Genomic DNA, 23,016 nt, shown 5'->3' with positions numbered 1-23,016 from the left:
ATAATGAGTATTGAGATTAGAGTAAACATGAAAGACGGTGAAATATTCCACTTTCCAAACGATTTGGACCAAACTCATGATGAGATTTTAAATGGAATATTACATGCGAAAAGAAAAAACGGAACAGTAACACTTTATGATTCGTATCAAGAAATTACGAGAAACATAGATGACGTTAGATCCTTAGAGTACGTATTTTTATAATTTAAAGTAGGAGATCCCCCTCCTACTTTTTCTTTATATTTTTATTCATTATATAAAAAACCCCTTTACTAGTTCCGATTCTAATGTTCTTGTTCATCATTAATCCCTCCCTTAGATTCCGACGTACTGCGAATGCCAACTAACAGCAGCAATAGCCTCAGCTATTCCTTCATCGGCTCTGTATCTTAATTCGTTATCTCCTACTGCCAATTGCCAAAAATCGCTGTTATAATCAACATAGCCCATAGCCTTTACGATTTGGTTTGTTCGATGGATCTCAACCCGTTTAGCAAGTGGATTGGTATCAATGTAAAGAACTTCTTCTGGTCCAATTGTTGTATTTATCTGCATATATTCGCCTGTAGTTCGGTTTTCGATCATTGGTCTACTGATCGGACCTTGGATTGTTATTATGACTGGCGCGGACGTGTCACCGTCATTTGTGATCGTTGTAATGTCTCCCTCAATCCCAAATCGGACAGGGAAAGTAAACGGAAATGTAAATTTACCCTCATATGCTTTTAGAGATCGGCTGACTTGTTGAGGGTCTCGCCAGTATGGGTTAGGGCATTTCCACACGACCATAAATCTTTGATATGGGTTACTGCTTCGCTCAGGAAAAGCGGGAACACTATCTAGTACCCCATAAATTTCTTTGATGTCACCATCTAGCTCTAACGTGAGTTTTCCTAATCCTAACTTGGGATTACACACTTTTAAAATCTGCTTACGATAATTTTTAATCTCATTTAGATTTGAAGAATTAATAGCCCCCTCAAGTGTTACAAATCTAGGTTGTAAGATAGTATCAATATAATTATCTCCATCTCGGTAAGGCGCACGTTGGTTTTGAATATCTGCATCAACTTCACCAATACCTGTTAATGCCTCTATAAAAAAAGGGGAATGATAGAATACTATAGACTCCCCACGATTGTTCTCATAAGTTAATCGGCGCATTCTACCACCCTCCCATAGCTAATTGACGGCTTGCTTGTTTGATTTTTCTTGCATTTTCAGACGGTGACGTTGGATCAGGGCTGACAATAGTAATGTGTTGTACTATGTCACCCCTATTTTTAGTCATATTATCGAGTTGGTTAATTACTCTATCAGATTCTCCGGATGGACTAACGCCCGTCGCATAAGCAGGCATGTTATTCAAGGCTCTTATAATATTCTTAGATTCGTCATGAGTGAATACTTGAGCGCCTCTTTCTAAATCATAGAGTCCGAAACTGGCAACTGACCATTTATCACCTAATCGTACTAATTCGTCACCTTCTTCACCTAGCCAGGATAAGCCTCCGGGGTGAAAGTCGGTACCATCAGCATTAAATCTAGCTATATCGGCTGATTTGGGTTGTCGATTAACTTCACGCATACTTGGTGCAGGCATAGATATTGGCTGTTGAAATACACCCCTAATTTTATCCCAAATAGTTCTGGCATTACTCTCTAATTCTAGCCATCCAGTTATACTAGGCTTAGTAAACTCTATTTGATCACCAGTAAAAATAGCCTCTATACTTTCCCAAAGAGATTTAGAATCTCGAAAAATTTCTAGTCCATTTTTAGCTAGATCTGTTTTTAGAAGGTCATAATTAGTTAAAATTTCACCTGTATGTTTGCTAACTTCATCATATATTTCCGGATGATATTCTTCTGCTTTATCAAGGACATCTTGATGCATTTCCTCAGCCTGCTCTACTGTTTCGTCACGTTGTCGTTCTGCTTCCTCGATCAACATATCCGCCTGATCAGCAGTAATCGTTCCAGTTTCATCCCTCATTTTTTCAAAAGCAAGTTTCTGATCGTAAAATGTCCTATCCGCCTCTTCAATAACTCCGTCTCTTAATTCAATAGAATTTTTTATAACGTCTGAAGCTTGCCTTTTAGAGATGCTTTCTGCTTGATCTGCCATTTTTTCTAAAATAATTTGTTGTTCTGCTTCGGTTGCTGTCAAAGTTTCAATAGCTACACTTTGCATTTCTTCCCTAATTTGATTAATTTCAGCTTCTTCATCGGCGGTAATCTTTCTTTTTTCCTCACTAGCTTCGTTTAATATTTCCTCTATCCTTCGATTACCTTCCTCGATAGTTTCAATTTGGTTGTCGAACCCTTCTTCTACACCTTCAATAATTTTTTCTTGTTCTTCTTGAGTAATTTCTGATGCATCATCAAAAAGGCTTTGAACAGCCTCTAACGATTCTTCTTTTTGCTCTTCCAAAGCTTCTACAATTTGATCTCCCATCTGATCAAATGTAGATACAATTGATTCAGACATTTCCTCGGAAACTTCTTGCCCAGCCCACGACAATTGACGCAATTGGACAGTTGCTTCATCGTTCAAGTCCATAAAGCTTTGTACAGCTTGTTGAGTGGAATCAGATACTTCATCACTAAACAAATCGACTTCCGGGATTAATTCTGTGTTGAGGTGTTGATAAAGTTCGTAACCAGCCCAAGCCATACCTGCTATTCCAGCTCCGGCTAAAGCTAATGTTCCGCCTGTTCCAACTAAACCCGTTAAGCCTCCTGTGAGAGTGCCTTTAGTTGCGCGAGTTCCTATAACTTCTGTTAACTTAGACATACCTCTAAATGCTCCGCCAATTGTGGTTGTTAAATTTCCCGCAACCAAAGAAACTGGTCCGATAGCTGCCGCTAATCCAGCCATTGTTAAAATTTGTTTTTGAGTCTCGTCATCTAATTCGCCAAACTTACGAACAAGATCAGTTCCCCATTCAACGGCATCTGTGACAGCTGGTATCATGTGTTCGGCTAAAGCAATACCTATACCCTCTAAAGCCGATTGAAACTCGACAATCTTTCCTCTAGCGTTATCCTGCATAGTAGCTGCCATGTCGGATGCGGCGCCTTCAGCATCTAGCAATTCGCCTGTGTAATCTTTTAATTCACCTGATCCACGCTCGATTAGAGCTGTCCAACCAGCTACAGACTGCGATCCAAATAAAGTTGATAATGCGGCAGTTTGAGCTTGCGAACTCATGCCATCTAAACCATTTTCTAACTCGCCAACTACATCATGTAGCTCTTTCATATTTCCTTCGGAGTCAAATACATTGATCCCTAAATCTTTAATAAGATCTGCAGCCGCACCTGTCGGGTCTGCTAATCTTAATATACCTTGTCGCAACATTCTTCCAGCTTGCGACCCTTGTATACCAGCATCAGACATCATACCAACTGCAGCAGTTAAACCCTCGACATCTAAACCTAGCGCACTCGCTACTGGTGCCACGGTTGCCATCGAATCACCAAGTTGTGCCACGTTCGTATTAGCTGATGATGCTCCCGCGGCTAATACGTCAGCAACTCGACCAGCCTCACTCGCTTCATAGCCAAACCCACTTATAATATTTGATGCAATGTCTGCAGCTCGACCTAGGTCCATATTTGATGATGCAGCTAAATCTAGTAGACCTGGCATTGATTCTAAAATTTCATTCGTTTCGAATCCAGCCATACCAAGAAAAGCCATACCTTCCGCTGCTTCTGTAGCGCTAAAACGGGTTGTTGCACCTAAATCCTTAGCCTGTTCTTCTAGCACTTCCATTCCTGCGCCAGTTTCGCCAGTTAAAGCCTGAACTTGAGACATACCTTGCTGAAAGTCCATACCGACATTTAAAGCAGCAACACCTAAACCAACAATTGGAGCAGTGACACGCATAGACCACTTCTTACCAAAATCGGTCATACCCTTACCGATATCCTGCATCTTCTTGCCCGCATCATCCATGCCTTTACTTAAATTTAACCATGGATTGGTTTGCTTTTCAATTTCAGCAGTAATCCCTTTTAAGGCATTTTCAGTCTTGTTCATTTCAGCTACAGCTTTTTGATACTCAGCATTAGCATTTTGAGTCTCTTTCGAGTTATCGCCAGTCGCTTCCCGACTTTCTTCATAGCGACGTCTTAATTCAGCTACTTTAGCCTGTTGTAATTCAAGCGTTCGGTTTAAGACATCAGATTTATTCCTAAGCTCGTCTACACCTCTAGCAAAGCCTGTTCCTGAGGAGGTAACAGCTTTTTGTTCTTGTTTCAATCCTTTTAGTTGTCTATTGACACCAGCCATCGATTGTTCGAATTGTGCAGAGTCAAGGGATATTCTAGTTTTTAAATCACCAACAGTAGCCATAGTTACCTCCTTTAGATCAGTTTCAAATCATCGATGTAAACTTTTTCTTCTCGATATAAACTAAAATAAAAATGGATGTCCATCTCGTCTATTTGTCCGAGTGTCCATCCATCTTTTAATCTATTTTTATACATTTTCTTAATTTCAATTTCTGTTTTTTTTGCATTTTCAACTTGGGAAGTGAACAATTCTTCCGGTGATTTTACTTCCCCTCGTCGTTTCCCTCTTCTTTTTTAGCTTTCTGTTCCTCGCCTGTTCTCACATAATAAAACACACTTAAAAGCGTGTTAACAACTTCGCCAGACGGTATGCCATTCCAAAATTCATCTGGTGTAAATTGATCTCCAAACACTTGACAAACAAAACCAACTAACTCATCAAAATCATCTGTGCCCATGTTCGAGTAATCAATTCGTTGATCAAATTCCAACAATTTTCTAAAATGCATACCTGATACAAACGGAGTTGAGAAGATTTTTTCTTCACCTTTAATCATTAAAGTAAGTTTCATTATCCTTCAACACCCCCACTACCATTAGATTCATCTTCTTCGTAGACTTTTTTAAACCAATTATCAATAATGTCTAAGCTAACATCTTCTCCGTCTTCGTCAACTTGCGCACCAATTTTATTATCAGATATGCGGCGTAAAAACCGTCCATTTACCGTCGGAGTTTGGAAGGCAGGTGTTTCTTGTTTTGTTTCATAATTATTTTCTGGTGGTGTAAATTTCCCTCTATAAAGAACTACATGACGGTAATTGCCATTTGCCTTTTCGGCTCTAAACATTAATGCTAAATAAGGCGGTCTATCGTCTTCGCTATCAATTAACACCCCGTCATCATTAACTTTTTTACCTAGGACATCCGCCTGTACAGACGGTTGTAAGTCATCTGTATTGACGACTACAGTTGTAATGCCTCTTGATTCAGCAGTTTCTGATACACCATCATCAGCTCGTAATTCACCTGTATTAAATGCGGGTTGGACATTCGCTGTCATTGCTTTCCCCATTCGTTTAGGGGTTTCATATTCTGTACCATCTTCGTCATCACTAGTGATGATTGCATAATAAATATCTCGTAATCCAATTGTTGCCATTATTTATTCCTCCTCAGTTATAAAGTAATATCTTAAAATCTTGTGATAAAAACCTGTATCTTTCTCATAGTTTTCATCTTCAAAATTTTTTCTTAGTCCTGCTTGCTTTAACAACTTCTTTGTATTTTTTACTAACTCTGTATAATCCCATTTCGAGAAAATATCAATCTGAACATAATGAGTAACATAGCCTCCCTCATCATCTAAACTAAACGGGACTTGCGGCAAAAAAAAGAAGCGAATGTATGTATCATCGCTTCCCGAATAATCCTGCCATTCCACATCAACTTTTAAAGGTGCAAGTGCATCAAATATTTTTTTATTAACACTCATTGAAACATCAACCTTTGGCGTATCGTATCTGCTATTGCCTGTTCTATTTTATTTGTACTTGCATTAAAAGCAGGTCCCATAAAAGGCTTAGCGCGCATTCTAGATGATCCCACCTCAAGTATATAACCGTAGTAGGCTATTCCTTGTTGGTCAACAAAAACCTCAATTTCACCGTTTTCTATATCAGAGATTTCAACATTAGCTTTTAAATTACCTGTTAATACACGTGCACTATCTTGGGTTGCTTTTTGCATGACTTTAGCACCTTCCAACAATGCTTCCTCTTTAGTCTGATCAACGTTTCGACCTGTTTCTTCTAAACGGTTGATGAGATCGTCGATTCCTTCAAATTCAAAATCCATCATTCCACCGCCTTACATCTGACAGTCATTGTTACATTTTGACCATCGTCATTTTCGATAGATTCAATTTCGTGTTCTGCGCCACGCCACTTCACCTTTACGTGTTTCGGTCTAACACCATCTGCTAATTTCTTTTGATAGCGAATCGTAAATTCTCGATTATGTGCACGATTCGTTGATGCGGCTTCATAAAAAGTCCTACCTTTTAATGTTTTAAGTGATCCCCAAGCTTTTGTGTAAGTATCTGATCCCGGTACAGGAAAACCGTTCTCATTTTTTTTTAACGGTTGAGTAAAAACTAATCGTTGATCTAATTCGCCTGGATTCATTTGTTATCACCGCCTGGTAACTCTCTTGCTTTAAGTTGTAAGATTATTCTTTCTAAACTGTAGTTCAAATTAGTAGCTATTGTACCAACCACTTGGGGGCGGCGTTCTTCGTAATAGTTAGCTACCATTAATTTAACAGCTATCCCGTACCTTGCGGATGATTGATCTTTTACGCCGGAATCTTCAAGGTCCTCAATTGCCGCCTCGATAAACTGTTCAATATCATCCTTTTCTTCCTCAAGATTATCCTCTAATCTTAAATATCGCGCTACTTCTTCAATCGTTGGTAATGGCATAGTCTCACCTCAAATAAAAAGAGAGCGAATTATTCGCTCTCTCCGTCAATTAATGCTTTCAATGCTTCTACTTCATCAGCTGAAAATTGGTTATCCCCTGGATCACCTTTGTCGCCTTTTTGTCCTCGTGGTCCTTGTGGACCTTGCGGACCGCGTTCACCAGATCCGCCACCAGATTGTCTAACAAGTTTAGCGATTCCGCCTGTTTCTACAGATTCAGCTACATAGCCAATTCCAGTGGATTCAGAGGCTATAATCAAACCATCTTCTCCTACTTCAACATGTGCGCCAGCTGATAAATCTTCGCCAGCTTCCACAGACCAAATAGGATCATTTTTTAAAGTGACCGTGATCTCTGTATCTGCTTCAAGTTCACCAGTTGACTTAAAATCAGGATTTCCACCTGGTTCAGTAATAGAAATTTGAGGGACACCATTACCACCTGTTAGAGACAACAGACGGTTAGGTTCTACATCTTGGGTTACTACTGCTTTAAAGTTTGTCATTATCCTTGTGCACCTCCTGTTACTTTAGCGATACGGAACGCGGAAGCTAATTTGATTTGATGATCAAACCAAGCCGTAACAACGAATTGCTCAATGCCTGTTTTGACATCTTTGTCACGCTCGAATTGTGTAGTGGCAATGTCGTAATTGTAATGAGAGTAAGAGAAATCCCCTACAATCGGTTCGGTAGCTGCGTCCACGAATACAACGGGCTTACCTAAAACTTGTTCTGGTTGCGCGCCGTAAAGAGTAGCATTTCCGTTAGCTAAAGTTTTGATAATGGTTGTGTAATCAGATTTTTTCATCACGATTGTTGCATTGTCCCGATAGTCTTCGTGCAGATCGTCAATAGACTTCGTGATAGCTTCAAACATATCTTGTCCGTTAACCTCTTTAATTCCTACTTCTTCAGAATAAAAAGACATGTGTTCTTCACCTGATTTTGGTGTTTTCGCAAATGCAACTTTCTTCTCTTTAGCAGCGACACCAGATTGTAATGCAGATTCCACAGTACCAACGATATTCGCGTCAGTTCCAAGTAATACTGTTTCAGAGAGTCCGGAGAAAACTTTGAATTTATTTCGTCCAAATGAAACAGTATCCCCTTTAGCTTTCAATTCTTTGGCAGTTTCTTTATCTGCAATAAAATCGTCATCATCTAAAGTGAAGCTAATTTTTGGAATTTCCAAATTCGTGATCTGCGTAAAAGCAGAAATGCCTCGCAATTGATTTCTAACAACTGGTTCAGTGATGATGTCGTTAGATACTGTCTTAGGAAGGAACTTGCCACCTCCTGTGTTATCGTCATCGCCTAACGCTTGATAAATTTCTTGAGAAACTGGCTTATTTGCCATAACATTTTTGATCAAACTTGCTTTTGCTTGGATCACTTTTTCTTGTGGATCAGAAACAGCATTTAATCCTTTTTTTTGCTCAAACTGTTGTTTTTGCTCGGCTTCCAATTTGTCATGCTGCTCTTTAATCACATCAAAACGCGCCTTTAAATCATCTTTTGATTTTTGCAGATTTTGAATGTCATCCATAGAAGCAGAAGGGTCAATAGCTTTTTGAGAAAGATCTCCTTCGATCTTCTGTAATTGCTGACCAACTGTAGCCATGTTTTGTTTTAATTCGTAAAGTGTGCTGTTCCCAAAAAATTGTAACTTAAGTTTTAATTGTTTATTCATTATAAAATTCCTCCTAAAATTGTTTTTATATAATCCGACCCAGCTTTTGCTTCATCGGCAATTCTTTGTCTTTCTTGCAATTCTTCTGCATTGATTTGTTGACTATCACTTTTCAATACGTCTGGCACATTTTCATAGCGTGACAGGTATTTATCTCCGATGGAAGCAACCATCTCATTTGCATTTTCGACCACATCACACAAGCCATATTCAAAAGCTTCTTCTGCTCCCAGCCAAGTTTCATCGTCTAGCATTTCCCGGAGCTTGCCTTCGGTTAATTTCTCGCCGGCTTTGTTTAAGTAATCTAATACAGAAGATTCGCCAATGCGGTCAAGATCATCAGCTTGCTTTCTTAAATCAATCGCATTGCCAATGGCAAACGTCCAAGGATTATGAATCATCAACATGGAGTTTTCAGGCATACGTATTTCATCAGCAGACATAATAATGACACTAGCAATAGAGGCAGCTAACGCATCCACATGAGCAATAACACGGGCTTTGTGCCTTTTAAGTTGATTACCAATGGCTATCCCCTCGAATACACTTCCTCCGGGAGAATTGACATATAAATGAATTGTTTCCACATCACCTAGAGCATTCAGTTCCTCTTGGAATAACTTTGCTGATTTCTCTCCTTCATCTTCCCAGGCATATTTAGTAATTTCTCCATAAATAAAAACATCCGCCGATTTATCATTTTCAGCAGACATTTTCATGTTAAAAAACTTATTCTTGTTACCCTTCTTCACTGTTTTCACCACCTTTCGAAGTAGTTTTCCTATCAGCTGGATTCACATCAATGGGATATAGATCACCACTAACCCACAACTTAGAGGCATTGCCGCCAAGAGGCTGATCATCTTCTTTCATTCTCACTTCATCAGGGGTAAGCCAACCATTTCTAATCCCTTTTGCATAATATTCACCCTGCACAGCAGTATCAGCACGTAGTAGAGCTTTTACATTAAATTTAAAATAAAAACCAGCCTTTCTATCAGCTGGTGTAAGTAACTTTTTATTAAACTCTTGCTCGTATTGTCTCACGATCGGCATTAATGTTAGGTCTACATAAACCCTCATAAAATGTTCGTTGCTTGAATAACTCTGCCCCTCGTTATCATTAAGCATCGTGACGGGCATATTAAAAACGTTTGCTACCCTTGATTTAGTAATGCGCTCTGTAGCCAACGTATCTGCCGCAACGTATTTCCTTTCGATTTCATCAATTTCAACTCCAGGCTCTTGGAATAAGATCCCGCCATTTTCTTTGTAAAAACGCTTAAAATCATCAATAATGCGTTGTCTTTTTTCTTGATCAACATTAGCACCATATTTCAATATAAAAGAGTTTGGCGCACTCATCATCTCTTTTAAGCTGAATTCTCGCACAGCCTTATCAAAATCAGTTGCGTTACTCAACACTTTAATAGGATTGATCCCTTTAATACCGGATGCATTAACAATATGTTTGACGTGCAACATTTCCATGTTGTGCACATAATGACGATTCCCATCTTCTCCTAAAACTTCATACCACAATTCCCTAGTATTCTTCTCAATAACCAGATCTACATAATCAGGATTAATAAGAGTTAATCTTGAGGGCTGTAAACGAATATCACGCTCAATTAGAGCATATCCGTTTCCTTTTTCATTTCTATTGGTTTCTAAATTACGAATAAATTCAAACCCGGTCATATTTGGATTAGGATTGTGAAGCAATACGTCTGATGCATCGTTTGCCGTTATACTATAATTTTCATATAGTTTTAGCGGTAAAGTTGCAATACTATTTGATAACCTTGTTATAACGCTAAAAATAGTCTCGTTTGTAGCTAAGGTTGAGTTATCTATTCCCCAAAAAGTTCTTCCTACCCAATTGGTAAAATCATATGTTTTGCCTTTCCAAGCCATATACGCACCATTTATAGCTCCAGTTAAAGAGTTTTTAACACGTTGATAAATTTTCAAATCGTGACCACCTCCTTTCACTTCATCAAATCAGCCATACTAACAACGCTTATATTCCCATCAGTCTGCGTTACAATTAATTTTTCCATTACTTTTGTGTGGGCATTTAAAAGTGCGGCAAAACCATCAATTTTTCTGTACCTACCCGCCTTAGTTGGCATTCTGTTGTTATTTCGATCTTTCACAAGTTCTACATTATTGATATACCAATGCAACAACGGATTTTCATTAAAGATTACTTTCCCATCGAGAAACATTTCTTTTAAATCGTCAAGAGCAGGACCTAACGTCACAAAACCTTGTCTTACCCTCTCAGTTACATAACCCTTTTCTTCTAATGATTTGTTTAACCTAAATGCTTTTGCTGGGTCATATGTGATAAGCTCGATATTATATTTTGATGCTTGTTCCTCTATCCACTTTTCAACGATATCTTTATTAATATATTCCTCATCAACAATGGTTAAGTAGTCAAGCCTTTCCCATTCTCGGTATGGTATTTTTTCATTGTTTTCTTGCACCTTTTTTAAAGGAATCCATGAGTGCGATAAAACAAAAACTTCCCCATTCACTAGCGGAAATTCAATACAAGCGCTGGTAAAGTCCTCCGAATCAGATAAATCATAACCCGCTATGCCAACATTACCGATTAGAGATTTTACATCTAAGTGCTTATCGTTTTTCTTTAATGTTTCAAAGTCAATAAACGGAATTTTACTACCATTCGCAAAAATGTTAAATTGCTTGGTAATAAAGTCTGCTCGTTCCTCTGGATTGCGCTTATCTTTATCCCAATCGTCCATTAAAACATCTAAATCGAGAGAAACACCCATATTCGGATTGGCTTTAATCCAATTTTCTGGTTGATCAAATTCTTCTTGATTATCCAACTCAGCAAAATAATAAAACGTTCTTTCGTCTACGATAGTACCATCTAAAACCTGCGCACCATCATCATAATATTTGACGAGCGGACCATCTAACTGATAGCCTGCTGTAGTTATATATAAAATCAAAGGTTGTTCACGAGATCCGCGAGATTTTTTAATAACATTGATTAATTTATAATCTTTAAATTCATGAATTTCATCAAAAATACCTAAATGAGTATTTAAACCATCTAATTTCTCACTATCTGAAGCTCTAGGCTCTATTTTTGCAATGGCTTTATCATAATAAATAGCATCTCTAGTTGGTCGGAATTGTCTCTGTAACTTTGGTGATTTTTTGACCATCGCTTTAGCTTCGTCAAAAATAATTCCTGCCTGCTGTTTTGTGTTGGCTAAAAGAAAAACATCCGCTCCGTTTTCACCATCTTTTGAGAAGGAATAGAGAGATAAACCGCTAATTAATGTGGATTTACCGTTTTTTCGTCCAATAAAAATAAGACCCTCGCGAAAGCGTCTTATGCCCGTATCCCTATGAACCCAACCATATAACGAACCGACGACAAAGTGTTGCCAAGGCTGAGCAACTAATTTATCAAAATTACCCTTTGATGGTTTGCAAAATTTCTCTATAAATCGTAACGGACGATGTCCTTTTTCTTCGACAAACACCCAAGGGAATTCATCTGTTCCTTGCCTTTTCAAATCTTTTAAATGACGTTTTGCAGCAAGAATATTGTTCTTGCTAGCCTTTATCTCGCCTTTAACAACTTGCTTGGCATAGAATGTAGTAAGTAATTTATCTGATGATCGTTCTAATATGTGTTTCTTTTTTATCTGCTCTTTTTTCCAGGTAATGAAACTAAAACTTTGCTTTGCTTTTTTTATATTGTTAGAAATTGTCGAAGTCGTCGTCTTCATCACCATTCACTACTTTCTTTCGTTGAGCAGGTGTAAGTCCTAACGATTTCAACAGATTATTCAATGTTTGTACTGTTTTTGCTAACTCAACCACAAGAGGGTTTTTGGTTAAATTTGTCGCTCCTGCTTTATTAGTATATTCATACATCAAATCTTGCTTACTGATTTCCCTTTTTAGTTTCCGATAAAATCTATGTGTTTCAACGTACAATGTGATTAATTCTTCATCAGATTCCTTGTAGTTATCTCCCAAATAATCCCTTAACATTTTAGCGGTTGGGACAGCCATTAACATAACCTCCTTTCTTGCGGTTTTTCATTACCCCCCCTTCATGAAAATTATTCCGTGGTGTGAGCGAAGGGTCGATACGCTCTAGAGTATTAAATACACCCAGAATAATTGGGAGGGGGGGGATACCTACCAGATCCCCTCAGGATTTTCATTAGCATCAAAAACTTTTATTTTATTAGAAATTTTCTTTTCTTTCTTCTTTCCAAATCCTTTCTCCGGATGAAGGTCATTGTGACAAGTGAAGCAAACACTAATCAGGTTGTCCTCATCGAGTGCCTTGCTGGGGTCATCTTTTAGGTGAATAATATGATGAACAGTATCAGCGGGAATGGGATCGTCGACCTGCATACATATCTGGCACAAGTACCCGTCTCTTTCTAGGATAGTACCCCTGCATTTTCGCCACGGACCACTTTTATAAAAATCATCTACCATCTTTTTAGTAAGCTTAGTATTCTTAGTCCAGTATTTAAATATAAGTTTATCCATGATCAAACTTCATCTTCAGCTGATTATTCATAAAGATTAATTTCCGTTTTAGTTTAGTCAGTTTATTTTTCTGCTTAACCTTAAGCACACCCTTTTTATTGAGTGTCTCTATCTCTTTTTGTAAGGCTTTAATGTCATCGTTAATAAAATAAGATGTGTATTGTTGTTTACAGTTAGGGCATTCAATGTAATGACGTTCTAATTTGTTGGGTAGTTCTTCTTTCTTCATAGTTAGATTGTCTAGAGTGAATTCTTTTTGGCAACCATCATTGCAATAGATTTTATTCATGGAATTCATCTCTACCCTTCGCCAATATTGCCAATAGTTCTTGGTAACTAGCATTACATTTATCCGAACCTTGCTTAGTTTTGTGATATGCCTGCTCTAACTCTTTTAATGCTTGAGTAGTTTTCTTCGCTTCACGTTGTACTGCTTTCAGTCCTTTAAGCGCATCGGCACAATCCATATCAATATGGAGACTTCCTACTGATTTGCTTTGTTTAATGGAACAATTTAGACTAGGCATGTCCCTTAATTCATAACTAGTACTCATTACAGAAACTCTTTTGCCTGTTATTTTTTGTAATACTATTTCAACTTCATCAACTAATATTCTATTGATGTAAGGGCTTCTTAGTGGCAAATCATCAGGTGTAACTGGATGAGGTATTTCCAAATCCATTTCTTTTGCTTGATTAGATATAATTTTTGCCATTTCTTGATTAGCGCAAAGGATATATAATTGATCCCTAAACGCCCTCCTAATTAATTCCGATGTTTTTCCACACATTCTTTTTCCGCCGATTACTTCGCACGACTTATCGTCTGCCATGATAATCTCCTCCTTTTAATTAAGTTTGATGTATTTATATTTAATCGAATGCATGACCTTTCACCCTACGTTCGATCTTGTTGATGGTCGGTACCTCATTCCCTGTTTCTACATGTTCTATGGTATAAGATAACCCTCCAGGTTGATCTGTGTCTGTTTCCCAATCAAACCGGATGTTTCGCTTGTATTTAACTTCCTCACCTTTATAAATGACCGTCGGTACAGAGGATTCGTCTTGTAATTCAATGGTGAGCAGTGGCTGTTGTTTTACCTTCTCCATTACTGGTCTATCGGGCTTCCTTGTCATGCTCGGCTTTTCTTTCATTGTCTATTCACATCCTTTAATTTTATGTATTAAAAAAGACACCTCGACTTGAGATGTCTTAAATGATTTTTATTCTTTTTTTGATATTTTGTCTAACAAATTTATAATTTCAGCAAATCCAAAAATGACCACTCCAACTACTGCTCCTGATCCAATATGATATATAATTCCAAACCAAGGTGTAGGATCAATTACTAAAGTCGAACCCCATGCTTCAATTGCTAAAAATAGACCCCCGGCAATAGCTAACCAACCCACTACATATAATGCTCTTGCTATTTTGTTCACATCAACCAACTCCCCGAGTAATATATAGCTACATTATCCTAGACTTGGATAATTAATGCAATGGCAAAAAATCCTCGTTCGGCTCAAAAAAACCGTTGACACGTATCTTTTATACGTGTTATAATATAATTAAAGAAGGAGGGAATAATGAAATCTTCAAGAGAGATCATAAAAACAATTAAGAAAGACGGTTGGGTTTTACATAGAATTGTAGGTAGTCACCATCAATTCAAACACCCAACTAAGCCGGGAAAAGTAACAGTCCCTCACCCTAGAAAAGACCTTAAGCCCGGAACAATAAAATCTATATTAAGGCAGGCAGGACTTGACTAGTCCGCCTGCCAAGGAGGTTATACAATGGCTAAATATTTATTTCCAGCAATCTTTGATCCTGGAACTGATAATAGTCCAGGTTACACGGTAACATTTCCAGATCTACCTGGTTGTATCACTGAAGGATCAAATATGTCTGAAGCGTTGTTCATGGCAAGAGATGTCCTAGGTGGCTTTTTATATGGCATGGAAGAAGATAACGAAACCATTCCCAACCCTACACCACCGAGTGAAGTCATCTTACCAGAAAATGCTTTTGTGTCTTTAATTGAAGTGCGTACTGACTTTGTTAGAGATATTATGCAAAATAAAGCAGTTAAGAAAACATTGACCATTCCTAAATGGTTGAACGATGTTGCTGAGGAAGAAAACATCAACTTTTCCCATCTGCTCCAATTCGCATTGAAGGAAGAACTTAATATTAAGAGTCCTAATTAAAAGAACAAGAAACCACTCAAGAATAGTTTTTGGGTGGTTTCTTCTTATCATATTTATATATTTTTTACACACTACCATAATAAAACGTTTTTAGAGGTCAAAAGTGACATGAAAGTGACATGTTTTTAAATCCAACCCAAAACCTCTAGAGTCGCTTGTATTATCTCATCACGCCATCTCATAGCTTGTCTTTTACTAACGTGCAACCTATGAGCTATTCCCTCCCACGTCAATTCGTTGCCTCTACGCCAATATCTCATTCTAGCTAACTTTTTATAGTCATCGGGTAAGGCATTATATACCTCTTCAATAGCTTCTGCCACTTCGATCAAATAATTCAATTGCTTATTTGTGAGCATTCTAGTTGTAACAGTAGCGGTTGGGTCGCTAATTGGCCGAACTGAGTTTTTTCCTTCTCCCGAATTTTGATCAGGTTCATTATCAAAAGGATTCATAATTTCTTCTCTTAGCGATGAAATATCTCTCAAGGTTTGATGATATTTTCGCCATTCAGCCTCCGCTTTTTTAAAAGTAATTTTCATTGGTTTAATAGCATTAGCCATTCTATTCCCCCTAAAATAAGCTTTCTTGAAAATAGCCCTGTTTAGCAGCTATAGGATTTATCCAAAGTACTTCTTCTCTCTTAGCACCCGCCTCAGCAGTTACACGCATTATTTCTTTATGCCAATATTTTAAGTGCTCATTATATACTTCGTGATCATAACCTGATAAAAGAACAGGACCTGGATGTTCATCTAGTTGTTTCACAAGTGCAATATGATCATATAAAGTCATTTCATGCTTGTAATGTCGATTAGTCCTTGTCTCAATAATGTACGGTGGATCTGCATAAATAAGGACATCATCACGCTTATAACGATCAATTAATTGATTAGCTGGTTGATTTTCAATCTGTGCTTCTTTTAATCGATCAGTCACCATTAATATTTTATCTGGCAGTCTACTCCATTCTCTTGCTGTTTTTGGTCCATTATATTGTATAATACTACGCCATCCTGTCCGATCACTTGTTTTTCCTCCAATAGCCTGCCAACAACGCACTAAGAATTTTCTTGCATGCTCTATATCATCCGCTTCATTTTCAAAGCTATAAGACTCGTAATATTCTTCTCGTGATAATGGAGTAAATCTAATTTGTTTAGCAAGTTCTTGCGGATGGTCTCTAATTACCTTAAAGAGATTGACAATACTAGAATCTAAATCATTTATAGTTTCTACAGTCGATTTGGTTTTGTTAAAAAATACCCCCCCGATCCAAAGTAAGGTTCGAGGTATGTATTATGGTCAGGCATGTGATTAATTATCCAACTCGCCATGCTCCACTTACTACCTGGATAATGCAATATTCTTGGTATAGACATGTAATCACCTACTCTCAAATATTATTCCGGCTCGAGCCATCCTCAATATCGATGCGTACTTTATATTTCAGTGCATTAATTTCTTCAACAACTGTTTTAAAAGCTGTATTCCAACGCTTATAATTGATATCCGCTTCAATTTCCTTTTTTCTAAGGTCTGCCACAGCTATTTCAGCTGAAGAAGATTTATTTCCTTTTGCTTTTAAGTATTGTTCGCTATATAGTAGTTTACGTTCTATATATAAACGTTTATTTTGTTCGTAGAAGATAGTTGATAGACGGCCAATAAAAATGAGTTGTTTTGATAATAAGTAAATCCGATCGACTTTATCTTCTTCCGATAGGTCCATAATTTTAATGTGGTACCGTTTAACCTCAGTTAGATTTTCATCAATCCGCTTCTCTATATCGTTCACTTAATCACCTTCTATATCTCTAAGTGAGTCTTCCGGAATCATTGCACCACATTCTTTACACTCGTATATATCCATATGCCAAAATGTCATTTTCGGTTCCCCACATTCAGGACAAATGTAATTCACATGATCACTCCTTCAACACCTCATCTACTATATTCATCGGTTCTTCTCCGCTCTTATGATCAAAATCGATTGGCAAAATACTTTCTGGCTTAAAAATCATTTTGTATCTATATTCAGATGCATCAACTGTACCTATTTGTTCAACTGTATATGTCACGTTATCGCTTAAGCCTAAATAGTGTTTTTGATATTCATCAGGACCAATTTTAGCAATTACTTCAATGACTCCGTCTCTATCAATATCTATAGCAATATTACCCGTCATCTCCATCATGTAAGTATCTGTAATCGAGTTATAAAAAACAACTCGTCTGACTACCCTGAACTCGTCAGAATCTCTACTGATATTCTGTGAAACGGTATCTTTTGCGGTACAGCCAACTAATAATATAGTTAGTAGTAAAAACACTATTAAAATTACTTTTTTTATCTTCATTTCAATTCCTCCAATGCTTGAATTTGCTCCGCTATCATTTTTAAACCAACCCAGTAACCAATTAACCTGCTAAATCTTAATTTTCTAAAAGCATTTCCTTTGTTAGCTCAATCCATTCTTTGTTCTCTTCTGTCACCTGTAGATCGTCCATCATTTTCACAAATGCCTGTTCAGACTCTTTAATTTCTTTGTTTATCGACTGCAAATCTTTTGCCACTTGAAGCATGTCGATCTGTTTCTCTTCCTCAAACGTGTCAACATATCTCGGTATGTTCAAATTAAAATCGTTCTCTTTTATTTCTTCAAAACTAGCGACGTGTGCAAATTTATCAACGTTTTTTCGTTTATTGCATGTGTCGATAATTTTGTTAATATGGTCTTGCTTTAATAAATTTGTGTTTTTTCCTTTTTCAAATTCCTTTGAAGCATCAATGAACAATACGTCTTTATTTAATCGATTCTTGCGTAAAACTAGAATAGTAGTTGGTATATCTGTATTGGTAAATAACTTGCTAGGCAGTCCGATAACTGCTTCAATTGCACCATTTTCAAGTAAAGCCTTTCTTATTTTCCCTTCTGCATTCCCTCTGAAAAGCACACCGTGCGGAAGTACAATCGCCATAGTTCCTCCGTCTCCCAAGTGATGAAATCCATGTAGCAAAAAGGCATAATCTGCTTTAGATTTTGGAGCGAGTGCATTGTATCCGGTGAATCTCTCGTCCTCCAAGTAATTTTTATCAGCTGGCCAACTTGCTGAAAACGGCGGATTCATGAGAACAGAACCAAATTTATTTGTTTCGATGGTGGTTAAAATAGGCCGAACGTCACTGTACTTTCCTTTGTTAGATATTTGATAGGCTTCTTCAAATTTACCAGTCAAGCTGTCTCCTCTTAGTACAACACCGCTCATGCCTCTAATAGCCATATTAAATATCAGGAATGGTATTGATCGTTCCGATAATTCTTCAACTTGATACCAGCTGTTACTATTTTTATTCTGATTCCACGACTGAATCATGATGCCGCCCGTTCCTGCAGCTGCTTCAAAATAGCTGTTGCCTCCACCTCCAAGTTGTGCCAATAAATTCGATACACTACTTGGTGTGAAATCCTGCTTTTTCTTCTTTCTATCTGAATGCTCGTCCTCAAAGTAACTTTGAAACCATTCATAAGACATGTCTGTTTCCTGCTTTAAAAACGCATCGAATGTCTCCGGTCTTTTTTTATCGTCAAGCATTAATTCAAGCATTTTTTCTGGTGCTTGGTAGCTTTCGGTGACTCCTAATAATTGATTAATAGTTTCTAAATTCATGAGTTTACATGCCTCTTTCTTCTTTACGGGCAAGTCAAGGCAAGGAGATGGATTTTTTACTTTAGTATTAATGAATCCTGTTTTAATGGTCCAGGTTTTTCATATGAAGTTTTTAGCATACTAGCTTTTTCAAAAAGCGTGCATTTCACTTAGCGGGTATACCACTTAAAAGACACTTCACCTCTTTCTCACTAAGTATATTTCTCCTTACCTTGGCTTGCCCGTAAAGACGAATTTATTTGTCTAACTTCTGTTTTATAAACGATTGTTCCATGCTTTCCATGTGTGCCCTTTTTCTAAAATATCCACCTTGCACTTCTCTTGGCGCTAATTTTATTTTTATTCCATGTTTTTTTGCATAATTAGCTATAGTTTTGCGGTGATACCGTAACCTTCTAGCAATTTCACTAATCCATAAACCTTCTTCCGCCATATTTCTCAGCGCTTTGTCATCTTTTATATTAAATCTGTTCAGCCTTTTAATACCTATTTTATTGGCGGCAAGCGTTAGTGCATTTTCTGAACGCCCAAGATGTTCGGACATTGACTTCAACGAAAGTTTTTTATAGTTTGTTTTGATATATTCAATTTCGTAATCTGAATAAGGTTTATATAAATAACCTATATCTTTGTTTTCTTTCCTTAATTTACTCGCTTTCAACTGAACAGCATTTAAGCTCCTGTCCAGAAACTCGGCTGCAGCCTTATAATCTCTTTCTTCAGCGCTATAAATATAGTATTCCAGATAAATTATTTCATCTTCGGTCCATTGTTTCCGGGACATTGGATCACCCCTAGACTAAAGTCGTCAAAGCGCCAATCATTTTCGAGTTATCCTTTTCAGCTAGCTCATTAATGATATGCGTATACGTTTCCTGCGTCGTGGAAACATCAGCGTGACCTAAACGATCAGCTATCGAATGGATTGAAACACCAGCCGCCAATAATACGGATGCATGTGTATGTCTTAGCGAGTGCATGCTCACTACTTCAATACCCGCCTCTAAACATTTTCGTTTTAAAAAATTATTGTAAGTCGAATTGAATATCCTAACCCCTTCCGTAACGAAGATTGTTTCGTTCGGGTTTAAATTCGCTAATAAAGGCTGAAATTGTCCAACTAACTGCCAGTCGATAACTATTTTTCTGTTTGATGATTCGTTTTTTGTCGGTTGAAAACTAGGTTTGGTACTCTTATAATCTAAAGTTTTATTAACTGTTAACGTTTGTTTTGCGAAATCAAAATCATTTGGTGTTAATGCTAGTGCTTCAGCAAATCTCAATCCTGTTTTAGCAACGATCATCGTAAACCAATCCATATTTATGTGTGTTCCTAGGTCAAGTGTAGAGATTAGTTTTTTAAGCTCTTCGTTGTGCAAAAACTTTCGTTTCTTTACTCTCGGATTCTTGCCCTTAATTATTGTCTTGTAAGTCGGATCTCTTTTAATCAAACCATCATGAAAAGCATCTAAGATACATCCTTTTACTTGATGATGAAAGTCCATTACCGTTTGCTTTTCGTGTGTTTTGGCATACTCATTGATAATTCTCTGATATTCTCGTCTATCAAGTTCATCAAGAAATAATCTAGGACAAATTTCTCTTAATCTTGTTCCGGTCATATAATATTTGTTTAAGGTTACGTCCTTTATTGCTCCGAACTTATATGTTTCAACCCATTCGTCATAATAATCACAAAATAAGATATACTTCTTTGCCACAATAGCCACCTCCTAGAACGGTAGATCATCATCACTAATATCAATAGGTGACATGTCATCTTGTGTCGGTTCGATATTGTTATTAGGTGTATTACTTTGACTTTTATTTTCGTTTGAAGCGGTTTTATTCTTAGACTCTAAAAATTGTACGGACCCTGCTACAACTTCTGTCACATAAACCCGCTTCCCATCTTTTCCGTCATAGTTTCGTGATTGCAGGTTGCCATCAATTCCTATCAGACTACCCTTACTCATGTAATTAGCTAAATTTTCAGCTGATTTATTCCAAATGACACAGTTAATAAAATCCGCCTCACGATTCCCTTGTTGGTTAGAAAATGGTCTATTAACAGCTATCGTGAAATTAGCAACAGCCTTTCCGTTAGCTGTATACCGTAAGTCTGGATCTTTTGTTAATCTTCCAACTATTACCACTCTATTTAACATTTCATTCACTCCTAGATAAAAATAATATAGTTAAAACGGTGTGGTTTGGATTTGAACGTTCTAACGACTTGTACATAATCACCATCTGAATTAATAAATCTTTTCTCCAGGACATAGATTTTCATTTCAGATCACCCGCTTTATTTAGCTTCCGATTTCTCCAATCCTCAAACCACTTTCGCCCTTCCGATGATTGCTCACCATATGGACCTTCACATTTATGATGAGCCCAGTTATGACAACGCCTGCATACTGTAGCCCCATTTCGCTTATTTCCCATCCCACCTTGCGATTTATAAGTAATATGGTGTGGCACGCTATCGATCAAATGATTACCACATTTAACGCACATATAACGATCTCTTTTAAAGATTGCTAGTTTAACAGCTGAACTAAAATCCTTATTCTTACCCTTTTTCTTTTTTTGATAAAGTTGCTGCTCTTTTGAGTAAGGATGATAACCTAGCATACGATCACCCACTTTTAGCTTTATTAGCTTTAAATTTATTTAAAAATTCTTCGACCTCCTGTTTTTGTTTCAATTCTTCTTCAGGAGTAAGTTCTTTCTTCTTTTTCTCTTTTTCTTTGGCTTTGTTTTGGTGATACCAATCTGGTGTATTATCAACCATAGGATGATTGGCATATTTTTGTTTATTTCTTAGTGATTCATTAAACCGTGCAGCATCCTCAACAGTTTTAATACCGTACTTCTTCCAATTTTTAAATACAGCCTCAATAAAAGGGATACCCGCTTCTTTCTTAGCAGCTAGTTTTAAGGCAGCAAACATTAAATCCTTGCCCCATTCATCATAGAATTGCTTAAGAAGCTCGTAATTAAATGGTGTTTCAGTAACACCTTTTTGTATATTGTCACGATAAAATTCAAGAATTTCTTTAAAATCAGGGTCATTAAAATTACGACCACCACTACTATCAATTTTCTTTTCTATTTCTTGTTGTTGTTCTTGTTCTTTATATTCTTCTTTTTCTTCTTCTACTTCTTGTTCTTCTTCTTGTATATCACTTTGATCATGTGTCGTATTCAGATATTCATAAATAGAATACGTATCGTATAATTTATTTTTGATTGTTTTACGATACGTAATTTCATGTTCGCCTCTCAAACGTTCAAAAGCCTGCAAGTCGTTAATTTTCTTTTGAATTGCTATATAATTTATTTTTTTATGTGGATATTTTTCATTCCATTCATCGATCGCTGATTTTATATTATTGTTTCCACTCTTTAAAAGATTAAATTTAGGGCTACTGACTACTAAATTTCGTGGGGTACCATCCCCTTTTGCGCTTTTGGGAATAATATGATCTACATGAATATCTTTTAGTTGAAGCTTAGACCCAGTGTAAAAACAAGTCTGTTTATCACGCCACACAACATAATCCCTAGTCGATATCTTCTTTTGGTCAGACGGATCAAAGATCTTTGAAGGTTCAAAATAAGCTCCTTTATCATTGATAAAATCTGCATAAACAGCTTTTATTTTCTCGTTCGAGACAGACTCGTATACATATTCAATAAGTGATTGATCTTTAACGTTTAAAAGTTCCTTCTTGACCAAATCTTCTACCGGTTTACCACCACCATTTAAGTTGTATCGACCCCAATTTTTAATCGCAAGTTCTCTCGATTCTGAATTATAAACAATGTTTTTATGATGATTGATAAAGCGATCAACAAGTGAGTTGATTGTTTCCATCGAGTAACCTAAATCAAACGACATTTGTTTCTTAGTAATTTGATAGATTCCGATTTGAGTAGTTTTAGAGTTTGTTAATAGATATAGATAAAAAAGTTTGTCCTCAGGAGTGAACTCCTCTACCACCTTAGGATCATCCCAAAAAGATACATAAACTTGTCTAAATTTAGCCATATAGACCACCTTTTCTAATAATTGTTGTAT

32 protein-coding genes and 2 pseudogenes are annotated in these 23,016 nt (G+C 37.0%); 3 read left to right on the top strand and 31 right to left on the bottom strand.

Annotation, left to right across the window (positions count from 1 at the left end):
• Positions 1 to 3 precede the first annotated feature (3 nt).
• Positions 4 to 204 (top strand): hypothetical protein, encoded by a 201-nt coding sequence (locus tag ACS127_RS10410; protein ID WP_440894977.1) that lies wholly within the window; start codon positions 4 to 6, stop codon positions 202 to 204.
• A 111-nt stretch (positions 205 to 315) separates the two neighbouring features.
• On the opposite strand, the gene ACS127_RS10405 is transcribed toward ACS127_RS10410, so the two are convergent.
• The 19 genes from ACS127_RS10405 to ACS127_RS10315 form a co-directional block, all read right to left on the bottom strand.
• Positions 316 to 1,164 carry a phage distal tail protein gene (locus ACS127_RS10405; RefSeq protein WP_440894976.1) on the bottom strand — a complete coding sequence of 283 codons (849 nt, stop codon included), beginning with the start codon at positions 1,162 to 1,164 and terminating at the stop codon, positions 316 to 318.
• A 1-nt stretch (position 1,165) separates the two neighbouring features.
• Positions 1,166 to 4,363 carry a phage tail tape measure protein gene (locus ACS127_RS10400; protein ID WP_440894975.1) on the bottom strand — a complete coding sequence of 1,066 codons (3,198 nt, stop codon included), beginning with the start codon at positions 4,361 to 4,363 and terminating at the stop codon, positions 1,166 to 1,168.
• Between the two features lie 202 nt (positions 4,364 to 4,565).
• Positions 4,566 to 4,874 carry a phage tail assembly chaperone G gene (gpG, locus tag ACS127_RS10395; protein ID WP_440894974.1) on the bottom strand — a complete coding sequence of 103 codons (309 nt, stop codon included), beginning with the start codon at positions 4,872 to 4,874 and terminating at the stop codon, positions 4,566 to 4,568.
• Positions 4,874 to 5,464 carry a major tail protein gene (locus ACS127_RS10390; RefSeq protein ID WP_440894973.1) on the bottom strand — a complete coding sequence of 197 codons (591 nt, stop codon included), beginning with the start codon at positions 5,462 to 5,464 and terminating at the stop codon, positions 4,874 to 4,876. The genes gpG and ACS127_RS10390 overlap by 1 nt, the downstream gene beginning before the upstream one ends.
• Before the next feature lie 3 nt (positions 5,465 to 5,467).
• Positions 5,468 to 5,797, bottom strand: coding sequence for a hypothetical protein (locus ACS127_RS10385; RefSeq protein WP_440894972.1), 330 nt, complete (start codon positions 5,795 to 5,797; stop codon positions 5,468 to 5,470).
• The gene (locus tag ACS127_RS10380; protein ID WP_440894971.1) at positions 5,794 to 6,159 is read right to left on the bottom strand and encodes an HK97-gp10 family putative phage morphogenesis protein; all 366 of its coding nucleotides are present in this window, start codon (positions 6,157 to 6,159) and stop codon (positions 5,794 to 5,796) included. The genes ACS127_RS10385 and ACS127_RS10380 overlap by 4 nt, the downstream gene beginning before the upstream one ends.
• Entirely contained in the window at positions 6,159 to 6,488 is a 330-nt protein-coding gene (locus ACS127_RS10375) for a phage head closure protein (RefSeq protein WP_440894970.1), read from the bottom strand. The genes ACS127_RS10380 and ACS127_RS10375 overlap by 1 nt, the downstream gene beginning before the upstream one ends.
• Positions 6,485 to 6,784, bottom strand: a complete 300-nt coding sequence (locus tag ACS127_RS10370) for a head-tail connector protein (RefSeq protein WP_440894969.1) — start codon at positions 6,782 to 6,784, stop codon at positions 6,485 to 6,487. The genes ACS127_RS10375 and ACS127_RS10370 overlap by 4 nt, the downstream gene beginning before the upstream one ends.
• A gap of 29 nt (positions 6,785 to 6,813) precedes the next feature.
• Positions 6,814 to 7,290 carry a hypothetical protein gene (locus ACS127_RS10365; protein WP_440894968.1) on the bottom strand — a complete coding sequence of 159 codons (477 nt, stop codon included), beginning with the start codon at positions 7,288 to 7,290 and terminating at the stop codon, positions 6,814 to 6,816.
• The gene (locus ACS127_RS10360; protein WP_440894967.1) at positions 7,290 to 8,477 is read right to left on the bottom strand and encodes a phage major capsid protein; all 1,188 of its coding nucleotides are present in this window, start codon (positions 8,475 to 8,477) and stop codon (positions 7,290 to 7,292) included. Before ACS127_RS10360 ends, ACS127_RS10365 begins: the two co-directional genes overlap by 1 nt.
• Entirely contained in the window at positions 8,477 to 9,229 is a 753-nt protein-coding gene (locus ACS127_RS10355) for a head maturation protease, ClpP-related (RefSeq protein WP_440894966.1), read from the bottom strand. Before ACS127_RS10355 ends, ACS127_RS10360 begins: the two co-directional genes overlap by 1 nt.
• A complete protein-coding gene (locus ACS127_RS10350) occupies positions 9,216 to 10,451 on the bottom strand; it encodes a phage portal protein (RefSeq protein ID WP_440894965.1) in 1,236 nt (411 codons plus the stop codon). Before ACS127_RS10350 ends, ACS127_RS10355 begins: the two co-directional genes overlap by 14 nt.
• 17 nt (positions 10,452 to 10,468) lie before the next feature.
• Complete coding sequence (locus tag ACS127_RS10345) at positions 10,469 to 12,259, bottom strand: terminase large subunit (protein ID WP_440894964.1); 1,791 nt, start codon at positions 12,257 to 12,259, stop codon at positions 10,469 to 10,471.
• Positions 12,231 to 12,548, bottom strand: coding sequence for a phage terminase small subunit P27 family (locus tag ACS127_RS10340; RefSeq protein ID WP_440894963.1), 318 nt, complete (start codon positions 12,546 to 12,548; stop codon positions 12,231 to 12,233). The genes ACS127_RS10345 and ACS127_RS10340 overlap by 29 nt, the downstream gene beginning before the upstream one ends.
• A gap of 129 nt (positions 12,549 to 12,677) precedes the next feature.
• Positions 12,678 to 13,040 carry an HNH endonuclease gene (locus tag ACS127_RS10335; RefSeq protein WP_440894962.1) on the bottom strand — a complete coding sequence of 121 codons (363 nt, stop codon included), beginning with the start codon at positions 13,038 to 13,040 and terminating at the stop codon, positions 12,678 to 12,680.
• Positions 13,033 to 13,269: a hypothetical protein gene (locus ACS127_RS10330; RefSeq protein ID WP_440894961.1), complete on the bottom strand. Its 237-nt coding sequence runs from the start codon at positions 13,267 to 13,269 to the stop codon at positions 13,033 to 13,035. The genes ACS127_RS10335 and ACS127_RS10330 overlap by 8 nt, the downstream gene beginning before the upstream one ends.
• Before the next feature lie 52 nt (positions 13,270 to 13,321).
• The gene (locus tag ACS127_RS10325; protein WP_440894960.1) at positions 13,322 to 13,873 is read right to left on the bottom strand and encodes a hypothetical protein; all 552 of its coding nucleotides are present in this window, start codon (positions 13,871 to 13,873) and stop codon (positions 13,322 to 13,324) included.
• A gap of 40 nt (positions 13,874 to 13,913) precedes the next feature.
• The gene (locus ACS127_RS10320) at positions 13,914 to 14,153 is read right to left on the bottom strand and encodes a hypothetical protein (RefSeq protein ID WP_440894959.1); all 240 of its coding nucleotides are present in this window, start codon (positions 14,151 to 14,153) and stop codon (positions 13,914 to 13,916) included.
• A 114-nt stretch (positions 14,154 to 14,267) separates the two neighbouring features.
• Positions 14,268 to 14,486, bottom strand: coding sequence for a hypothetical protein (locus ACS127_RS10315; RefSeq protein WP_440894958.1), 219 nt, complete (start codon positions 14,484 to 14,486; stop codon positions 14,268 to 14,270).
• A gap of 147 nt (positions 14,487 to 14,633) precedes the next feature.
• On the opposite strand from ACS127_RS10315, the gene ACS127_RS10310 reads away from it, so the two are divergent.
• Both ACS127_RS10310 and ACS127_RS10305 read left to right on the top strand, forming a co-directional pair.
• Positions 14,634 to 14,819, top strand: coding sequence for a type II toxin-antitoxin system HicA family toxin (locus ACS127_RS10310; RefSeq protein ID WP_440894957.1), 186 nt, complete (start codon positions 14,634 to 14,636; stop codon positions 14,817 to 14,819).
• 24 nt (positions 14,820 to 14,843) lie between these two features.
• Positions 14,844 to 15,257 (top strand): type II toxin-antitoxin system HicB family antitoxin, encoded by a 414-nt coding sequence (locus ACS127_RS10305; protein ID WP_440894956.1) that lies wholly within the window; start codon positions 14,844 to 14,846, stop codon positions 15,255 to 15,257.
• Between the two features lie 125 nt (positions 15,258 to 15,382).
• On the opposite strand, the gene ACS127_RS10300 is transcribed toward ACS127_RS10305, so the two are convergent.
• The 12 genes and pseudogenes from ACS127_RS10300 to ACS127_RS10245 all read right to left on the bottom strand — a co-directional run.
• Positions 15,383 to 15,820 carry a transcriptional regulator gene (locus ACS127_RS10300; RefSeq protein ID WP_440894955.1) on the bottom strand — a complete coding sequence of 146 codons (438 nt, stop codon included), beginning with the start codon at positions 15,818 to 15,820 and terminating at the stop codon, positions 15,383 to 15,385.
• Positions 15,821 to 15,830: 10 nt separating this feature from the next.
• Positions 15,831 to 16,639 (bottom strand): annotated as a pseudogene (locus ACS127_RS10295) (DNA adenine methylase).
• Between the two features lie 14 nt (positions 16,640 to 16,653).
• On the bottom strand, positions 16,654 to 17,055 hold the full coding sequence (locus ACS127_RS10290; protein ID WP_440894954.1) for a hypothetical protein: 402 nt from the start codon (positions 17,053 to 17,055) through the stop codon (positions 16,654 to 16,656).
• Entirely contained in the window at positions 17,056 to 17,181 is a 126-nt protein-coding gene (locus ACS127_RS10285; protein ID WP_440894953.1) for a hypothetical protein, read from the bottom strand.
• A 4-nt stretch (positions 17,182 to 17,185) separates the two neighbouring features.
• Positions 17,186 to 17,617, bottom strand: coding sequence for a hypothetical protein (locus ACS127_RS10280; RefSeq protein ID WP_440894952.1), 432 nt, complete (start codon positions 17,615 to 17,617; stop codon positions 17,186 to 17,188).
• A gap of 76 nt (positions 17,618 to 17,693) precedes the next feature.
• Entirely contained in the window at positions 17,694 to 18,929 is a 1,236-nt protein-coding gene (locus ACS127_RS10275) for an N-6 DNA methylase (RefSeq protein ID WP_440894951.1), read from the bottom strand.
• A gap of 235 nt (positions 18,930 to 19,164) precedes the next feature.
• Entirely contained in the window at positions 19,165 to 19,713 is a 549-nt protein-coding gene (locus ACS127_RS10270; protein WP_440894950.1) for a hypothetical protein, read from the bottom strand.
• Between the two features lie 10 nt (positions 19,714 to 19,723).
• On the bottom strand, positions 19,724 to 20,650 hold the full coding sequence (locus ACS127_RS10265) for a site-specific integrase (protein WP_440894949.1): 927 nt from the start codon (positions 20,648 to 20,650) through the stop codon (positions 19,724 to 19,726).
• 12 nt (positions 20,651 to 20,662) lie between these two features.
• Positions 20,663 to 21,097 carry a single-stranded DNA-binding protein gene (gene ssb / locus ACS127_RS10260; protein ID WP_440894948.1) on the bottom strand — a complete coding sequence of 145 codons (435 nt, stop codon included), beginning with the start codon at positions 21,095 to 21,097 and terminating at the stop codon, positions 20,663 to 20,665.
• Between the two features lie 121 nt (positions 21,098 to 21,218).
• Entirely contained in the window at positions 21,219 to 21,566 is a 348-nt protein-coding gene (locus ACS127_RS10255) for an HNH endonuclease (RefSeq protein WP_440894947.1), read from the bottom strand.
• Between the two features lie 4 nt (positions 21,567 to 21,570).
• On the bottom strand, positions 21,571 to 22,488 hold the full coding sequence (locus tag ACS127_RS10250; RefSeq protein WP_440898120.1) for a DnaD domain protein: 918 nt from the start codon (positions 22,486 to 22,488) through the stop codon (positions 21,571 to 21,573).
• A gap of 98 nt (positions 22,489 to 22,586) precedes the next feature.
• A pseudogene (locus ACS127_RS10245) lies at positions 22,587 to 22,986 on the bottom strand (DnaD domain protein); the annotation flags it as partial.
• Between the last annotated feature and the right edge of the window lie 30 nt (positions 22,987 to 23,016).

The organism is Amphibacillus sp. Q70 (assembly GCF_052055485.1).
In the GTDB taxonomy this organism is placed as follows: domain Bacteria; phylum Bacillota; class Bacilli; order Bacillales; family Amphibacillaceae; genus Amphibacillus.
The sequence above is the reverse complement of the archived record's forward strand: the minus strand, read 5'-3'. Positions and strand labels throughout refer to the sequence as shown.

Bases quoted from the DNA above. Each gene is read 5' to 3' on its own strand.
- ACS127_RS10410 (WP_440894977.1), top strand. From the start codon at position 4: ATGAGTATTGAGATTAGAGTAAACATGAAAGACGGTGAAATATTCCAC.
- ACS127_RS10405 (WP_440894976.1), bottom strand. From the start codon at position 1,164: ATGCGCCGATTAACTTATGAGAACAATCGTGGGGAGTCTATAGTATTC.
- ACS127_RS10400 (WP_440894975.1), bottom strand. From the start codon at position 4,363: ATGGCTACTGTTGGTGATTTAAAAACTAGAATATCCCTTGACTCTGCA.
- gpG (WP_440894974.1), bottom strand. From the start codon at position 4,874: ATGAAACTTACTTTAATGATTAAAGGTGAAGAAAAAATCTTCTCAACT.
- ACS127_RS10390 (WP_440894973.1), bottom strand. From the start codon at position 5,464: ATGGCAACAATTGGATTACGAGATATTTATTATGCAATCATCACTAGT.
- ACS127_RS10385 (WP_440894972.1), bottom strand. From the start codon at position 5,797: ATGAGTGTTAATAAAAAAATATTTGATGCACTTGCACCTTTAAAAGTT.
- ACS127_RS10380 (WP_440894971.1), bottom strand. From the start codon at position 6,159: ATGGATTTTGAATTTGAAGGAATCGACGATCTCATCAACCGTTTAGAA.
- ACS127_RS10375 (WP_440894970.1), bottom strand. From the start codon at position 6,488: ATGAATCCAGGCGAATTAGATCAACGATTAGTTTTTACTCAACCGTTA.
- ACS127_RS10370 (WP_440894969.1), bottom strand. From the start codon at position 6,784: ATGCCATTACCAACGATTGAAGAAGTAGCGCGATATTTAAGATTAGAG.
- ACS127_RS10365 (WP_440894968.1), bottom strand. From the start codon at position 7,290: ATGACAAACTTTAAAGCAGTAGTAACCCAAGATGTAGAACCTAACCGT.
- ACS127_RS10360 (WP_440894967.1), bottom strand. From the start codon at position 8,477: ATGAATAAACAATTAAAACTTAAGTTACAATTTTTTGGGAACAGCACA.
- ACS127_RS10345 (WP_440894964.1), bottom strand. From the start codon at position 12,259: ATGAAGACGACGACTTCGACAATTTCTAACAATATAAAAAAAGCAAAG.
- ACS127_RS10340 (WP_440894963.1), bottom strand. From the start codon at position 12,548: ATGGCTGTCCCAACCGCTAAAATGTTAAGGGATTATTTGGGAGATAAC.
- ACS127_RS10335 (WP_440894962.1), bottom strand. From the start codon at position 13,040: ATGGATAAACTTATATTTAAATACTGGACTAAGAATACTAAGCTTACT.
- ACS127_RS10330 (WP_440894961.1), bottom strand. From the start codon at position 13,269: ATGAAGAAAGAAGAACTACCCAACAAATTAGAACGTCATTACATTGAA.
- ACS127_RS10325 (WP_440894960.1), bottom strand. From the start codon at position 13,873: ATGGCAGACGATAAGTCGTGCGAAGTAATCGGCGGAAAAAGAATGTGT.
- ACS127_RS10320 (WP_440894959.1), bottom strand. From the start codon at position 14,153: ATGGAGAAGGTAAAACAACAGCCACTGCTCACCATTGAATTACAAGAC.
- ACS127_RS10310 (WP_440894957.1), top strand. From the start codon at position 14,634: ATGAAATCTTCAAGAGAGATCATAAAAACAATTAAGAAAGACGGTTGG.
- ACS127_RS10305 (WP_440894956.1), top strand. From the start codon at position 14,844: ATGGCTAAATATTTATTTCCAGCAATCTTTGATCCTGGAACTGATAAT.
- ACS127_RS10300 (WP_440894955.1), bottom strand. From the start codon at position 15,820: ATGGCTAATGCTATTAAACCAATGAAAATTACTTTTAAAAAAGCGGAG.
- ACS127_RS10280 (WP_440894952.1), bottom strand. From the start codon at position 17,617: ATGAAGATAAAAAAAGTAATTTTAATAGTGTTTTTACTACTAACTATA.
- ACS127_RS10275 (WP_440894951.1), bottom strand. From the start codon at position 18,929: ATGAATTTAGAAACTATTAATCAATTATTAGGAGTCACCGAAAGCTAC.
- ACS127_RS10270 (WP_440894950.1), bottom strand. From the start codon at position 19,713: ATGTCCCGGAAACAATGGACCGAAGATGAAATAATTTATCTGGAATAC.
- ssb (WP_440894948.1), bottom strand. From the start codon at position 21,097: ATGTTAAATAGAGTGGTAATAGTTGGAAGATTAACAAAAGATCCAGAC.
- ACS127_RS10255 (WP_440894947.1), bottom strand. From the start codon at position 21,566: ATGCTAGGTTATCATCCTTACTCAAAAGAGCAGCAACTTTATCAAAAA.